The organism is Nitrosomonas ureae, from assembly GCF_900108305.1.
Classification (GTDB): Bacteria; Pseudomonadota; Gammaproteobacteria; order Burkholderiales; family Nitrosomonadaceae; genus Nitrosomonas; species Nitrosomonas ureae_B.
Window position 1 is genome coordinate 111,247 of the sequence record NZ_FNUX01000002.1, and the last position, 14,836, is coordinate 126,082.

General features: G+C 42.9%; 14 protein-coding genes. 12 read left to right on the forward strand and 2 right to left on the reverse strand.

Features of this window, described 5'->3' with window-relative positions; translation table 11 throughout:
- Positions 1-217 precede the first annotated feature (217 nt).
- On the reverse strand, positions 218-970 hold the full coding sequence (locus C4S39_RS01960; protein ID WP_103965379.1) for a DUF2490 domain-containing protein: 753 nt from the start codon (positions 968-970) through the stop codon (positions 218-220).
- Positions 971-1,594: 624 nt separating this feature from the next.
- Between C4S39_RS01960 and C4S39_RS01965 the strand changes: the two genes are divergently transcribed.
- Positions 1,595-1,906, forward strand: a complete 312-nt coding sequence (locus tag C4S39_RS01965) for a c-type cytochrome (protein ID WP_103965380.1) — start codon at positions 1,595-1,597, stop codon at positions 1,904-1,906.
- 85 nt (positions 1,907-1,991) lie between these two features.
- On the opposite strand, the gene C4S39_RS01970 is transcribed toward C4S39_RS01965, so the two are convergent.
- Complete coding sequence (locus C4S39_RS01970) at positions 1,992-3,434, reverse strand: coproporphyrinogen dehydrogenase (protein WP_103965381.1); 1,443 nt, start codon at positions 3,432-3,434, stop codon at positions 1,992-1,994.
- Positions 3,435-3,608: 174 nt separating this feature from the next.
- Here C4S39_RS01970 and fnr point away from each other — a divergent pair, with 174 nt between their 5' ends.
- The 11 genes from fnr to C4S39_RS02025 all read left to right on the forward strand — a co-directional run bounded on the left by fnr (position 3,609) and on the right by C4S39_RS02025 (position 14,791).
- Positions 3,609-4,361 carry a fumarate/nitrate reduction transcriptional regulator Fnr gene (gene fnr, locus C4S39_RS01975; protein ID WP_103965382.1) on the forward strand — a complete coding sequence of 251 codons (753 nt, stop codon included), beginning with the start codon at positions 3,609-3,611 and terminating at the stop codon, positions 4,359-4,361.
- Between the two features lie 254 nt (positions 4,362-4,615).
- Complete coding sequence (gene rpsB / locus C4S39_RS01980) at positions 4,616-5,335, forward strand: 30S ribosomal protein S2 (RefSeq protein WP_103965383.1); 720 nt, start codon at positions 4,616-4,618, stop codon at positions 5,333-5,335.
- A 45-nt stretch (positions 5,336-5,380) separates the two neighbouring features.
- Complete coding sequence (gene tsf / locus C4S39_RS01985) at positions 5,381-6,265, forward strand: translation elongation factor Ts (RefSeq protein WP_103965384.1); 885 nt, start codon at positions 5,381-5,383, stop codon at positions 6,263-6,265.
- Between the two features lie 25 nt (positions 6,266-6,290).
- Positions 6,291-7,007: a UMP kinase gene (gene pyrH, locus C4S39_RS01990; protein ID WP_103965385.1), complete on the forward strand. Its 717-nt coding sequence runs from the start codon at positions 6,291-6,293 to the stop codon at positions 7,005-7,007.
- 50 nt (positions 7,008-7,057) lie between these two features.
- Complete coding sequence (gene frr, locus C4S39_RS01995; RefSeq protein WP_103965386.1) at positions 7,058-7,615, forward strand: ribosome recycling factor; 558 nt, start codon at positions 7,058-7,060, stop codon at positions 7,613-7,615.
- Between the two features lies 1 nt (position 7,616).
- A complete protein-coding gene (uppS, locus tag C4S39_RS02000) occupies positions 7,617-8,372 on the forward strand; it encodes a polyprenyl diphosphate synthase (RefSeq protein ID WP_103965387.1) in 756 nt (251 codons plus the stop codon).
- An 11-nt stretch (positions 8,373-8,383) separates the two neighbouring features.
- A complete protein-coding gene (locus C4S39_RS02005) occupies positions 8,384-9,208 on the forward strand; it encodes a phosphatidate cytidylyltransferase (RefSeq protein ID WP_103965388.1) in 825 nt (274 codons plus the stop codon).
- A complete protein-coding gene (ispC, locus tag C4S39_RS02010; RefSeq protein WP_103965389.1) occupies positions 9,205-10,392 on the forward strand; it encodes a 1-deoxy-D-xylulose-5-phosphate reductoisomerase in 1,188 nt (395 codons plus the stop codon). The genes C4S39_RS02005 and ispC overlap by 4 nt, the downstream gene beginning before the upstream one ends.
- A gap of 155 nt (positions 10,393-10,547) precedes the next feature.
- Positions 10,548-11,915, forward strand: a complete 1,368-nt coding sequence (rseP, locus tag C4S39_RS02015; protein WP_103965390.1) for an RIP metalloprotease RseP — start codon at positions 10,548-10,550, stop codon at positions 11,913-11,915.
- Between the two features lie 3 nt (positions 11,916-11,918).
- On the forward strand, positions 11,919-14,231 hold the full coding sequence (gene bamA, locus C4S39_RS02020; protein ID WP_103965391.1) for an outer membrane protein assembly factor BamA: 2,313 nt from the start codon (positions 11,919-11,921) through the stop codon (positions 14,229-14,231).
- A 29-nt stretch (positions 14,232-14,260) separates the two neighbouring features.
- Positions 14,261-14,791 (forward strand): OmpH family outer membrane protein, encoded by a 531-nt coding sequence (locus C4S39_RS02025; protein WP_103965489.1) that lies wholly within the window; start codon positions 14,261-14,263, stop codon positions 14,789-14,791.
- The last annotated feature ends 45 nt before the right edge of the window (positions 14,792-14,836 follow it).

Sequence of the window (14,836 nt, forward strand, 5' to 3'; positions counted from 1 at the left end):
GGAGCAGTATAGTATAGAAGGTGTATCGCAATAAAAAGTGGAAAAATGTTACCACTCTCTAGATCATATACTTACACTACTATCCGAAAATGCAGTCAGAAGTGGTGATTAGTGATAATCGGAAAATTTGAGCCGGTAATTTTTTGATCGCAAGAAAATTACCGGCTGGGGGAAAGTACTAGATGCACTCTAAACAATCAGTGCACACAGCTGATTACTAGAAATTCAGGAACAAACTAGCAATAAAGTTATGCATCATTTGATCGGGGCGCGCATTGTGCGGCCGATTGATAAATTGGTTCATATAACCCACTTCAACGGTCGCATACTGGTTGACTTTGTAACCTAATCCGACAAATGCCCGGTTCTGATCGTAACCGCGAGAAATAAAACCAGCATTATCTACGCTATTCATCGCAATAAACAATTCGCTCTGAACGATGAAACTGAGATTCGGATCTATTGACGGCATTGGAACCGCCAGTTTAACCAGTTGACGGAATCGATGAGCCACATCATCACTACCAGGATTAGCTGCATGATGATCAAAGAAGCGCTGCTCAAAACGGCTACGCGCCGATAATCTACCGAATGAAAAGTTATCACCCCAAGTCACTTGTTGCCAGATTCGGTGCTCATTAAACGGGCGCGCCGCTAGCGGTTCAGCTGTGGGTGCCCACGCATAACCAGCCCATACCACCACCTTATCTGTCAAGGCATAACCAACACCGGGACGAATCAGCGATTGGGTAAATTGCGTCGCATCATTACCAAAACGGCCTTGCCCTTCCATCCACCATCTGAATTTTTTTAAGTCCGGATTGCTTGGATTCACGAAACCAAAATTACCTTGTGTAAAAACACCCCCCCACACTTGAAAATCTTCAACTGTGGCATCGGCAGCAGCCGGATTACTGAAAACGAAACCAAGCGCAACAAAAATAGCAAAAATGTTTATTTTCTTGAACATAAGATCCTCTTTCAAAACAGTTTGATTCTATAAAATAGTTAATCGGAACTACCCGTTATTTATACTAAGTAAAAAACCTTATCACATTCATATTCTTATAACTTCGCTTGCCACCATAACATAGCAATTGTTAATAAAATGTTAAGAAACCCAACTCCGGCAAGCAATAGAGAGAAAAATAATTCTATTTGATATTTAATGATTTAACTAAAAATCAAAGAGTTTTATCTCACTTTAATTACACACAGCCCAGTCATAAATGGCGAACAATACCATGACAAATGTTAAGAAAATGTCAAGAAAAAAGGATTTCAACGAAGGATTGCATTAGGTGTCGTTTTTATACAACTCGATGTTATTAATAAGATATTATAATAGGGATGTTTTTACGGAGTTTGGAAACGACCCCGGGAAACTTGATAGTAAATAACGAGAGGCGATGGAATCAATCTGTATTTTTAATCCATTTAGTTTGGCAAACTGTCATAATACTCGACATATCAGGATCGCCAACTATCTGAATCTGATTAACAAATCTAAAAACATTAAGTTGATATCAAGTAACTCAATGTGGTATCGAGATCAATCCTGATATTTTTAAAATAAATAACCTGGAGTCAAGAAATGAAAAAAACACATTTTTTAGTTGCAGTATCGGCGCTGTTCATCCTTGCCGGTTGCAGTGGAAGTTCGAGCGATTATAGCCCGCCAGCGGATGCTTCCGGGGAGAGGATCTTTAGCACTGCCTGCAGTGAATGTCACAAGCCGTTGAGCGCAGACAAGGCAATGATCCTGAGTGAGAAAACTGCTAACAAGGAAGCCATCATCAAGAAAGTTCAGTCCGGCAGCATGCGGATGCCCGCTTTCAAAAACATTCAGGGCGAAGCCGCCGATCGACTGGCTGAATATATTTTGACAAACAGTGAAGTCAAGTAATAAATAATTACTAACACTTGAGAATCTCTTCAGGTTCTCAAGTAAAGTGCATTTTTATATCGTCGGCAGCAGGCAGGTTATGGCACTAATGCTGTTTACGTAAATACTTATCAAAAATTCCACAGATACTGTTGATAAATAACTGGCCCTTCGATGTAACAACGATCTCCTCGTTATCCAAAGCAACCAAACCGGCTTCTGCATACGCCTGCAAGTCTGTCAGCTCAGCTGCAAAGTACTGCCTGAAATCTATCGGAAAAAAAGCTTCCACCGAGTCATACGAAATAACCGAATGACAAATCAGCGCATACATAATTGAACGGCGTAACAGGTCGTCCGCATTTAACGCTAAGCCACGCAAAATGGGAGGGATGTTTTGTTCCAATTTATCATAGTATTGCAATAGATCACATTGATTCTGATGTAAAGTCGGCCCGATGCGGCCTACTCCTGAAGCGCCTAATGCAAGATGGTCGCAGTCAGGACAAATTGAAAAACCACGCAAACCATAATGCAGCCTTCCCTGGCGCTGGGCAACCGCCAATGGATCATCATATCGGGCAAAAAGATTCATGCCAATATGACTATAGCCTGCTTCTGTTAAGCAAGAAATTGCCAACAGCATCATTTCAATGACTTCCGCTGTGGATAATTCTGTAAAGTCATTACCCCTTCGCAGCTTAAGCATTCCTGCAAATTGCTTATAATCCGGAAGCTTAATCTGATCTGGATTGGTTGCAATAATTTTAAGCAGGGTATTAGCAAATTCATCCCAATTTTGTTCGGGCAATCCGTAGCTAAGCTCGGCCTTCACCGACTTGAATCCTGCTCGCCGGATATCGCGGATAGCTTGAACGATAGCCTCTTCGGATTGAATACACTGTTTCGAATGATTCGTTTGCTGATCAAGACCGTGTACGCCCACAATTGCAGAATTAAACCCCATCCTTTTTAAAGCTTGCATGGAACAATTTGTTAATGGCCGCGCTTCAATCTCGATACAAAAACAACCGCCTTCAATTAAATTAAAACAGCGCTTAATTTCCTCAACAAGTGTATTGAGTTGAGCGCCACTTAAGAATGTCGCGCCTCCTCTGAAATATATCTGCTCAACTTTAGTATCGCCTTTGAATAACTGCCCTTGCAGCCTTATGTCCCGAAGCAAATAATTCAAGTATGTTTCAATACTGTTCTTATCAGAAGAAATGATCTGATTAGAATGACGATGAAGACGTAAAGGACAGCAAAAAGGGACATATAAATCTAATGACACAGGTCGGCGAAAGCATCCAGATTTTCGATTATTTATCCAATCTGAATACGTATGCGCATCAAATGCTTCAATAAAACAATCAAGTCCGGGATATAGACAAGGATCGGGATAGTAATTTCCAAAACGGCATATAAGCTCTGAATCAGCCTCCAGTGAACTTGGAAGTGCGTCAGGGAATTGTAATGAATGCACCAGGCTTCCTGTCTTGCGAAAAATACGCTCCATAGCCACCATATCGATATAGCACCACCACATTATCCATCCGATCAATCAATCACTTACTTGCTATATTTTTACTATCCAAAAATGTTGTCCACCCCTCGCCGTATTAACGTAAAATTGTAAAGAAGTTAAAAGGATTAGCTTTGATATAGATCAATCAGCATATTAATAAAGCTAGGATTAAAAACTCTACCGTTGGAAAATAACTTGCTACACGATAGTTCACAATACAGTCATCTTGATATTAAGCAAATAAAATCAAGCTGCGCGACTTGCAGTTTGCGTGAATTATGTTTGCCAGTTGGACTTAATGATCAGGAAATCCAGATAGTCGGGGATGTTGTTAGCAATAAACGCAAGATTCGACGTGGTGAATATCTACATCAAGCAGGGTTAAAATTTCAATCACTGTTTGCCATTCGCAGTGGGTTTCTAAAAACTTGTGTACTTGAAGAGGATGGACGTCAACAAGTCACAGGTTTTCATATGACCGGAGAGTTATTAGGGCTGGATGCCATCAGTACAGAAATACATACTTGTGATGCAATAGCGCTTGAAGACAGTGAGGTTTGTGAAATTCCCTTTACCAAACTGGAAGAAATCGGCATTATAGTTCCGTCGCTTATGCGTCACTTCCATAGAATCATGAGTCGTGAAATAGTACGGGATCATAACGTGATGCTGTTACTGGGCAGCAAGAAAGCAGAGGAACGTTTAGCATCATTTTTACTTAATTTATCGCGTCGCTTCCTTATACGCGGTTATTCCGAATCCGATTTTAATTTACGCATGACACGTGAAGAAATTGGCAGTTATCTTGGCCTTAAACTGGAGACGGTTAGCCGCGCGTTTTCCAAGCTTCAGGATGAAAATATCATTACCGTAGATCATAAGCACATTCGGATAAATGATATCGATCGCTTAAAAATCAAAATGGGCAATTCATCCTGCATTACTTAAAATCCATAATTCCGGCAGATTAAAATAATAATTTGCTGATCTCCATCATTAGTTACAGAGAAAATTCAGTTGTTGTCAAACAAATATCTCATATTTTCCCAAAACCTATCAGCTTGAGTAAGTACACGAAAATGTTATAATATACAGATAATTTGGTGATTCGCACATATATGCACGCCGGATTAAATTCACACATTTGCCTGAAAATAGTTGGATATCAAGGTAAATGGAGGCTCAATCCTTAAGGAGAACTTATGTCAGTAACCATGCGACAAATGCTGGAAGCAGGTGTACATTTTGGACATCAAACACGCTTCTGGAACCCCAAAATGGCACCCTATATTTTCGGCCATCGTAACAAAATCCACATTATAAACCTTGAAAGAACCCTGGTGATGTATGAAGAAGCCATGAAATATGTGCGTCAATTATCAGCGAACAAGGGAGTAATTTTATTTGTCGGTACAAAAAGACAGGCGCGGGATATAGTGCGCGAAGAAGCAATGCGCTGCGGATCTCCCTATGTCGACCAACGCTGGCTGGGAGGAATGCTGACTAATTTCAAAACCATTAAACAATCTATCAAACGCTTACAAGACATGGAAAACATGGTTCAAGACGGAACCCTGGATAAGCTTGTAAAAAAAGAAGCGCTTGATCTTCAGAGAGAGCTGGATAAACTCAATAGCAGCTTAGGTGGAATCAAAGACATGAAGGGTTTGCCGGATGCACTGTTTGTTATTGATGTCGGATATCAAAAAGGAGCTATCACGGAAGCAAGAAAGCTTGGCATTCCTGTCATTGGTGTAGTCGATACCAATCACAACCCGGATAATTTGCACTATGTCATCCCTGGAAATGACGATTCCAGCCGTGCGATACGCCTGTACGCCCGCGGCGCGGCAGACGCGATCCTGGAAGGGCGTAATCAAGCTATTCAGGAAATCGTTGAAATGACTGCTGAAGCTGAATAGAGTCCTATATTTCTTTTATTAATTAATTTTGTTTCTGGAGTAAATATGGCGGAAATTACCGCAAGCATGGTCAAAGAATTGCGTGAAATGACCGGGCTGGGCATGATGGAATGCAAAAAAGCATTGGCAGAGACCGGCGGCGATATGAAAGCAGCAGAAGATCTGCTAAGAATTAAAAGTGGCGCCAAGGCAAGTAAAGCCGCAGGCCGGATTGCTGCGGAAGGTGTGATTGGCGCATATATTTCAGCAGACAGAAAATGTGGCGCGCTGGTTGAAGTAAACTGTGAGACGGATTTTGTCGCCAGAAATGAAGATATTATTACTTTCGCTAAAAATCTGGCTGAATTGAGTGCGACAAAAAATATAATCGATACCGCAGCTTTGGGCGATGCAAGTTTGCCGGGAGGTGAAACGGTTGAAACAGCTCGCAAGGCATTGATTATGAAGCTGGGTGAGAATATAAGTATTCGCCGTTGTGGTCGCCACGTAACCCAAGGTCAATTGGCTCATTATCTTCACGGAACCAAGATCGGCGTAATGGTGGATTTTACCGGAGGAGATGAGGCTTTGGGCAAAGATCTGGCTATGCACATTGCGGCAAGTAAGCCCATGTGTGTATCCAAAGAGCAAGTATCTGCTGATACTTTAGCGCATGAGCGCGAGATTTTTACTGCCCAGGCGGCTGAAAGCGGCAAACCGGCAAATATTATCGAAAAAATGGTTGATGGACGCATTGCAAAATATCTTGCCGAAATAACGCTATTAGGCCAGCCTTTTGTAAAAGATCCGGAACAGACGATAGAAAAACTGTTAACCCAAAAATCTGCAACAGTTAATGCTTTCACTATGTTTGTGGTAGGTGAAGGCATAGAAAAGAAAACTGAGAATTTTGCAGATGAAGTTAAGGCTCAGATGGAACAGGCAAAATAAACGAAATCTTTCCAAGATATTCTCAATGACCGCTCCAATCTACAAACGCATTTTACTGAAACTATCCGGCGAAGCCCTGATGGGTGACGATAAGTATGGAATTAACCCTGCTGTCATGGGAAAAATCGTTGCCGAGATTAAGGAAGTCAGCAAACTGGGAATTGAAATCGCCATTGTTGTTGGTGGCGGAAATATTTTTCGCGGCATGAAGTCAGCCAACGATGGATTGGAACGCGTCACTGCTGACTATATGGGCATGTTAGCCACTGTAATGAATGCCTTGGCATTGCAGGATGCGATGAAGCTGGCTGGGCTGGTGCCGCGAATACAATCTGCTTTGCGTATCGAGCAAGTTGTAGAGCCTTATATCCGCGGGCGTGCTATACGCTATCTGAGAGATGGCAAAATAGTGATATTTGCGGCAGGTACCGGTAATCCGTTTTTTACCACTGATACCGCAGCTGCTTTGCGCGGTATGGAAATGAATGTCGATATCATGTTGAAAGCTACTAAAGTGGATGGAATTTATACTAGCGATCCTAAAATTGATCCTGAGGCAACACGCTTCCACAAATTAACGTTCGACGAAGCGATTGCTAAAAATTTACAGGTAATGGATGCGACGGCATTGACACTGTGCCGTGACCAGAAATTACCGCTTAGCGTTTTTAGCATTTTCAAGGCTGGCGCACTTAAACGTATAATAACGGGCGAGGATGAAGGAACTTTGGTAACCATCTGATCCAAAATAATTGGAACCTCTTGAAAATTGATGCATAAGGGAATGACATTATGATCGCCGATGTAAAAAAATCTGCTGAACAAAAAATGCAGAAGAGTCTGGAAGCATTAAAAGTAGATTTAAGTAAAGTCAGAAGTGGACGAGCTCATGCTGGTTTTTTAGATCATATCACCGTGGATTATTACGGAACACAAACGCCCATTAACCAGGTAGCCAATATCAATCTAATTGATGCACGTACGATTGGTGTCATTCCTTGGGAGAAAAAAATGGGGAATATAATTGAGAAAGCCATCCGTGAGTCTGATTTGGGTTTAAATCCTATGCCTGTAGGCGAGACTATTCGTGTACCCATGCCTCCCCTCACTGAAGAGCGTCGCCGCGACCTGATTAAAGTAGTTAAACAAGAAGCAGAAAACGTTCGTGTTGCCATGCGTAATATTCGCCGGGACGCCAATACTCACCTAAAAGATTTATTAAAATCCAAGGAAATTTCTGAAGATGATGAGCGTCGTGGTGAAGATGAAATTCAAAAATTAACTGATCGCTATATCACGGAAATTGATAAAATTTTGCAAACCAAGGAAACCGAACTCATGGCTGTTTGATATGCCTCAAGGTCCAAGCTCAACTAGAGAAATACCTGAAACTGGCTCAATACCAAAACATATTGCTATCATTATGGATGGCAATGGCCGTTGGGCTAAAACTCGTTATATGCCTCGGATCGCTGGACATAAGCAAGGTGTTGAAACAGTTCGTGGCGTTATCAAAGCCTGCATAGAACGCAATATTCCATACCTGACTCTGTTCGCCTTTAGCAGTGAAAATTGGCGGCGCCCGACAGATGAAGTGACATCTTTAATGCAGCTTTTCCTTGGCGCACTGGAACAAGAAATCACCAGACTGCATGAAAACGGTATTTGCTTTAAAGTTATTGGCGATTTATCAAAATTCGAACCCAAGATAACGGAATCCATCCGTATTGGCGAGCAGCTAACCGCAGAAAATAAACGTCTCACTTTCACTATAGCTGCCAACTACGGTGGGCGCTGGGATATCATGCAAGCCATGCGTAAAATGATGACGCAATCTACCGAACTGCCCTTGAATTTTGAAGAGGAAAATCTGGCGCAATATCTTGCGCTGAGCTATGCCCCTGAGCCGGACTTGTTTATCCGGACTGGTGGAGAATATCGCATTAGTAATTTCTTATTGTGGCAGCTTGCTTATACTGAATTGTATTTCACCGATACATTATGGCCTGATTTCGATGAGCATGAACTTGAACGAGCGATTCAGTCTTACCGGCAACGTGAACGCCGGTTTGGCTGCACCAGTGAACAGATTCAAGTAGCAGGATAAAATCACCTTTCATGCTTAAGACCCGCATCCTTACTGCTGCCGTTATACTTCCTCTGTTCTTGTCCGCGTTATTTTTATTGCAGGATACATTTTGGGCTATCGTGCTACTTGCCCTTTCAATTATCGGATCTCGCGAATGGAGCCGATTAGCCGGATTCTCAGTAAAAAATACAATAATTTTTATGCTTCTGACTACTCTTGCAGGGGGGGAATTATTGTTCCAAATGAGTGAATCCGTAAAAGCTAATGTGTATTCTGTTGATTTGATCTGGGTATATGTCCTATCAGTGGCTTTCTGGACTATTGGTGTACCGCTTTATCTGAAACAAATGTACACGATAAAAAACCCCTTGATCTTGATGCTAATCGGTTGGATATTGTTGTTACCAACCTGTCTCGCACTTTATCAGCTACGTGCTATTAGTCCTCTTCTTTTATTGGGGCTTATGGCGACAATCTGGATTTCCGACACAGCAGCTTATTTCACCGGAAAATCGTTCGGCAAGCACAAACTTGCCGACCAGATTAGTCCGAATAAAACTTGGGAAGGCGTCGCTGGAGCCTTAATTGCAGTATTAATTTACGCTCTAATCTGGGATTTCTGGTTTATCGAAGGATCTTTAGCAATATTGTTAATACCACTGCTTTTACTGATGACCATATTAGGCATTATTGGAGATTTATACGAATCACTGATGAAACGTCATGCCGGTGTCAAGGATAGTGGAAGTATTTTGCCAGGCCATGGTGGTATTTTGGATCGAATTGATGCTTTAATTTCATCGTTGCCATTTGCCATTCTGGCCTTACTAATTTTTTATGCACCCGCACCATGAAAACCACCCGTCAAATCACAATACTCGGATCCACTGGCAGTATCGGGATAAGCACATTAGATGTTATCGCACGCCACCCTGATCGTTTTCAAGCTTTTGCATTAACAGCTAACAACAATGTTGAAAAAATGTTGTCGCAGTGCCAGCGTTTTCAACCAAGATTTGCCGTCATGCTGGATCGGGGAAGCTCCAAGCAACTTGCTAGTGCCATTAAAACAGCAAATATCAAGACGGAAGTTTTATCAGGAATCGAATCCCTTGAGAAGGTAGCCTCGCTCCCGGAAGTGGATACAGTAATGGCGGCTATTGTAGGTGCTGCAGGCATTCGTCCCACATTTGCGGCAGCACAAGCAGGCAAACTGGTATTGTTAGCCAATAAAGAAACCCTGGTAATGGCCGGCCGTATATTCACAGATTTGGTAAAACAGCACCATGCCACACTACTGCCCATTGATAGCGAACATAACGCGATCTATCAATCATTACCCCATCATTTCAATGGTAATTTGGTCACAGCAGGTATCAGCCACATATTACTCACGGCTTCGGGCGGACCGTTCCGATGCGCACCCCTAGACTCCCTGGAAACCGTTACTCCAGAACAAGCCTGCGCGCATCCCAATTGGGATATGGGGGAAAAAATTTCCGTAGATTCCGCCACCATGATGAATAAAGGATTAGAAGTCATTGAAGCGCACTGGTTGTTTGAAGCGCCCCCGGATAAAATTCAAGTAGTCATTCACCCTCAAAGTGTGATTCACTCTATGGTTGCGTATGTAGACGGCTCGGTCATCGCACAACTTGGCAATCCGGATATGCGAACACCCATTGCACATGCGATGGGTTATCCCGAGCGGATAGAAAGTGGCGTATCGGCGTTAGATATGTTTAAGGTGGCTCATCTTGATTTTGAAGAGCCTGATTTCGAAAGATTTCCATGCCTGGACCTGGCCTATCAAGCGCTGCGTACCGGTGGAAATATGCCGGCAGTATTGAATGCTGCAAATGAGATAGCAGTAGAATCTTTCCTTCAAAAACGCATGGCATTTACAGCGATTCCCACCATGATCCGGCATGTCATGCAGACAATACAATATGAAGAAATGATGACGCTGGATGATGTTTTAAGAACAGACAGACTGGCTCGTGCTGAATCACACGAATGGCTTGCAAACTTACAATAAAGTGCGCTGGCTAAGAAGGAAAATTGCTGGTAAATGACCAGATTCAATTTTATCAATTAATGGTAGTATCCCTACATCCATTTTTTGTTACAAAAAGATAAAAATGCCGTGAAGTTAAAATTAACGCAAGCTTGTTTTGAGCGCAATAAATAGATATGTCAATAACTTATACAATTATTTCTTTCATTATTGCCTTAGGCACATTGATAACTTTTCACGAATTTGGCCATTATTTGGTGGCACGATGGAATCGCGTAAAAGTATTACGGTTTTGTATCGGTTTTGGTCAACCCATTTTTCGCAGGCGCTGGGGAAAAGACCAAACTGAGTGGGTAATTGCCGCGATTCCATTAGGTGGTTATGTCAAGATGCTGGATGAAAATGAAGGCAAAGTGGCTTCTGAAGACTTACCACGCGCCTTTAACCGGCAGCCGGTGGCCCGTCGCTTTGCTATCGTTGCCGCCGGCCCCATTGCCAATTTCTTGCTCGCCATCGTTCTATATTGGTTAATTTTTATTCTGGGCGTTACCGGAATGAAGCCCGTGCTTGGTCCGATCGAGCCCGCAACACCGGCTGCCAAAGCACAATTTGTAATGGGTGAAACCATAGTCAGCATCGAAAATGAACCCGTTGCCAGCTGGCAGGATGCTCGTTGGGCTTTGTTACGATATGCCGTCAATCAGTCAGCCAATGTAAAAGTGCAGACCGTTAATAATAATGGTGAAATCAATATGCGGTTGTTGGATTTAAGTCACATCGATCCCGACAAGCTCAATGAAAATTTCCCTGGAATTTTAGGGTTTAGCGGCTATCAGCCCGCAGTAAAACCTGTTATTGGACAAGTCATCTCTGACGGTGTCGGTTATCATGCCGGTATACTAGCCGGCGATGAAATTATTGCAGTCAACAATACCGAGATTCATGCCTGGATGGATTTTGTGCAAGAAATACGTGCGAATCCCGGAAATTCAGTAGAGCTGGATATTTTGCGCAACGATCAATTGATCATGCTGAAGGTTACCCCAGAGTTAACCCTGGAGAATGGTAAGCAAATAGGCAAAATAGGTGTTGCACCCATCGTCAATCAGGCTGAATTTGAAGAATTATTGGTCACCGTCAGTTATTCACCTGGCAAAGCATTGCAGAAAGCCGCTGAGAAAACCTGGGAAACAACCGTACTGACACTGCAGATGCTCTCTAAGATGATTACCGGTGATGTATCGTGGAAGAATGTCAGCGGGCCGATCTCTATTGCTGATTATGCCGGTCAATCGGCACAAATGGGATTAGCGTCTTATCTCGCTTTTCTTGCACTGATCAGCGTTAGTATTGGCGTGTTGAATTTATTGCCAATTCCGATACTCGATGGCGGACATCTCATGTATTATCTGATTGAGATGGTCAAAGGTAGCCCACTCTCAGATAAGGCAATCATTATTGGTCAGAAAATCGGCCTGATTATGCTGTTTACACTTATGACGTTTGCCATCTACAACGACATTAGTCGACTTATTACCGGTTAAATAATGAAATTCCGGTATTTCGTTGCATTAATCGCCTTATTTTGCGCATTTCCGTCGTGGGCGAGCGAGTCTTTCATTGTTGAAGATATTCGTGTTGAAGGCATCCAGCGTACTGAGGCAGGCACTGTATTTAGTTATCTTCCCATTAAAGTCGGTGAAGTGCTGGATGCAGAAAAAGCTACAGAGGCGATTAAGGCACTTTATGCGACCGGTTTTTTTAAAGATGTAAAATTGAAAAATGAAAATAACATTCTGATTGTAGAGGTAATTGAGCGTCCCGCAATTGCGCAGATCAGCATCAATGGCGCCAAAGAATTTGAGAAAGATAAACTGCTTGAAGGCTTAAAGCAGGCGGGTATATCCGAATCCCGGATTTTCAGCCGCTCGCTTCTGGAACGAGCCGAGCTGGAATTAAAACGACAATACATCAGCCGTGGCAAATATGCCGTCAAAATTACAACGACTTCAACGCCACTGGAACGTAATCGTGTCGGAATAAATTTTGATATTAATGAAGGCCGCACCGCCCGGATAAAACGGATAAGTTTTATCGGCAACGAAAAATTTCCTGATAAAGAACTGCGTAATATACTGGTCCTTAGAAGACCTGACCTGCTTAGCTGGTTCACTAAAAACGATCAGTATTCAAAACAAAAACTCTCCGCTGACCTTGAGACACTTCGCTCGTATTATCTTGATCGCGGTTACCTGGAATTCAATATCGAATCCACTCAAGTTTCCATAACGCCTGATTTACGCGATATCTATATCACCATTAACGTGACGGAAGGCGATCAATATTCAGTTTCCGATATCAAGGTGGCGGGAGAAACCATCGTACCCGAGGAAGAAATCCACAAACTGATATTACTAAAAAATGGGGATGTTTTTGTACGTGAGAAATTAACTGAATCCATCAAATTAATCACTGACCGGTTAGGCGATGACGGGTATGCTTTTGCTAATGTCAACGCTTCCCCTGAAATAGATTATGAAAACCGGCAAGCTGCTTTCACATTCTTTGTTGATCCGGGCAAGCGGGTATACGTACGCCGTATCGATATTGAAGGTAACGACCGCACCCGCGATGAAGTCATACGCCGTGAATTCCGCCAAATGGAAGGGGCTTGGCATTCCACAAGTCAAATTAATCTTTCTAAAGTCAGAGTTGACCGTTTAGGTTTTTTCAACAGTGTCAATGTAGAAACGCCAGCGGTACCCAACAAAACTGACCAGATAGACATCAAAGTCAGAGTTGAAGAGCGGCCAACCGGATCTATCATGTTTGGTGCGGGCTACTCCGATCGTCAGGGGATCATTCTGAATGCCTCGATTTCGCAGAATAATATTTTTGGCACAGGCAATTTTTTTAGTCTTGATGCTAACCGCGGCGCCATTAACGAAACCTACTCTGCATCCTTTACCAATCCTTACGTTACAGTGGATGGCCTAAGCTTCGGTGCGGATGTTTACAAGCGTGTTTTGGATACGAAGGCATTAACATCATTCGCTGCATTTAAAACAGATACTTTAGGCGCCGGTTTCAGATTAGGAATACCGATTGCAGAAAATGATATCGTTTCCCTTGGCCTGGCTGCGGAAAATACCTCGATCGGTATATTTGAAAACAGTCCGCAGCGTTATAAGGATTTTGTTAACGAATTTGGCACCTCAACCAATAATTTCCCGGCAACCTTAAGCTGGGCACGCGACCGACGGGATAGCGCCATTTGGCCAACCTCGGGGACAACGCATCGATTATTTGGCGAAGTCAGCGTACCGGGCGGAGATTTAGACTACTACAAAGTCAGTTACAACCAGAAATGGTACTTTCCGATCACTGATTTCTTTACGCTTCTGATCAATACGGAATTTGGCTATGGTGATGGTTACAGCGGAAAAAATCTTCCTTTCTTCAAAAACTTTTTTGCCGGGGGTAATAACTCAGTCAGAGGTTATGATCTGAATTCTTTGGGTCCCCGTGATGACACATTAATTCTGGGTAACACCTCCACGACTACTCGAAGACTGCTGGCGGTAGGCGGTAGCAAACGCGTAGTCGGAAATATTGAGCTGATGTTTCCTGTGCCATTCTTGCGCGATGACCGGTCATTGCGTTTTAGCTTATTTGCTGATGGCGGTACGACATTTAATCGATTCGGTCAACTGAACGATTTCATGCGTTACTCAGCCGGTATCGCATTAACCTGGGTATCTCCCATGGGGCCGCTAAAAGTCAGCATAGCAGAACCTCTGAATGATGTGCCGGCTGATAATCTGCAAAGATTCCAATTCATGTTCGGTCAACAATTTTAATTTCTGCCGGGTATTTGCTTCAGGTGAAAATACACAAACGAATCTATCGCCGCTGCCGGCTCAATACGATGATGGTTTTATTCGCCATAGCCATCGCGTGTAATTCCGTAGCTGCCGCCAGCGATATTAAAATTGGCGTAGTCAATACCGAACAAATCCTGCGTGAATCCATACCGGCCATACAGGCCCAAAAAAAAATCGAACAGGAATTTATTCCACGCGATGAAGCTATCAAAAAAATGGCGACGCAAGCCAAGGCGCTGCAAGACAAGCTAGAAAAAGAAAGCATTAACATGGAAGAATCCAAGCGACGCGTTTTGGAAAGAGATCTTGCCAATTTGAGCCGCGAGTACCAACGCGCCCAAAAGCAAATGCGCGAAGATCTGAGCGTACGTCATAATGAAGAATACAGTATGATTCTGGATCGCACCAACCATGCCATCAGTAAAATCGCAGAAAAAGAAAATTATGATCTGATTTTGCAATTACAGGACTCTGTTTACAGAAGTCAACGCATCGACATTACCGAAAAAGTCATTAAAGCGCTCGATAACGAATAGACATCACTTCCAGCACACGCCGCTGATCAAGCTGCATCGAACCCA

Coding starts and splice junctions, on each gene's coding strand:
- rseP (WP_103965390.1), top strand. CDS start 10,548: ATGTCAATAACTTATACAATTATTTCTTTCATTATTGCCTTAGGCACA.
- pyrH (WP_103965385.1), top strand. CDS start 6,291: ATGACCGCTCCAATCTACAAACGCATTTTACTGAAACTATCCGGCGAA.
- tsf (WP_103965384.1), top strand. CDS start 5,381: ATGGCGGAAATTACCGCAAGCATGGTCAAAGAATTGCGTGAAATGACC.
- frr (WP_103965386.1), top strand. CDS start 7,058: ATGATCGCCGATGTAAAAAAATCTGCTGAACAAAAAATGCAGAAGAGT.
- C4S39_RS01965 (WP_103965380.1), top strand. CDS start 1,595: ATGAAAAAAACACATTTTTTAGTTGCAGTATCGGCGCTGTTCATCCTT.
- bamA (WP_103965391.1), top strand. CDS start 11,919: ATGAAATTCCGGTATTTCGTTGCATTAATCGCCTTATTTTGCGCATTT.
- ispC (WP_103965389.1), top strand. CDS start 9,205: ATGAAAACCACCCGTCAAATCACAATACTCGGATCCACTGGCAGTATC.
- C4S39_RS01970 (WP_103965381.1), bottom strand. CDS start 3,434: ATGTGGTGGTGCTATATCGATATGGTGGCTATGGAGCGTATTTTTCGC.
- rpsB (WP_103965383.1), top strand. CDS start 4,616: ATGTCAGTAACCATGCGACAAATGCTGGAAGCAGGTGTACATTTTGGA.
- C4S39_RS02005 (WP_103965388.1), top strand. CDS start 8,384: ATGCTTAAGACCCGCATCCTTACTGCTGCCGTTATACTTCCTCTGTTC.
- uppS (WP_103965387.1), top strand. CDS start 7,617: ATGCCTCAAGGTCCAAGCTCAACTAGAGAAATACCTGAAACTGGCTCA.
- C4S39_RS01960 (WP_103965379.1), bottom strand. CDS start 970: ATGTTCAAGAAAATAAACATTTTTGCTATTTTTGTTGCGCTTGGTTTC.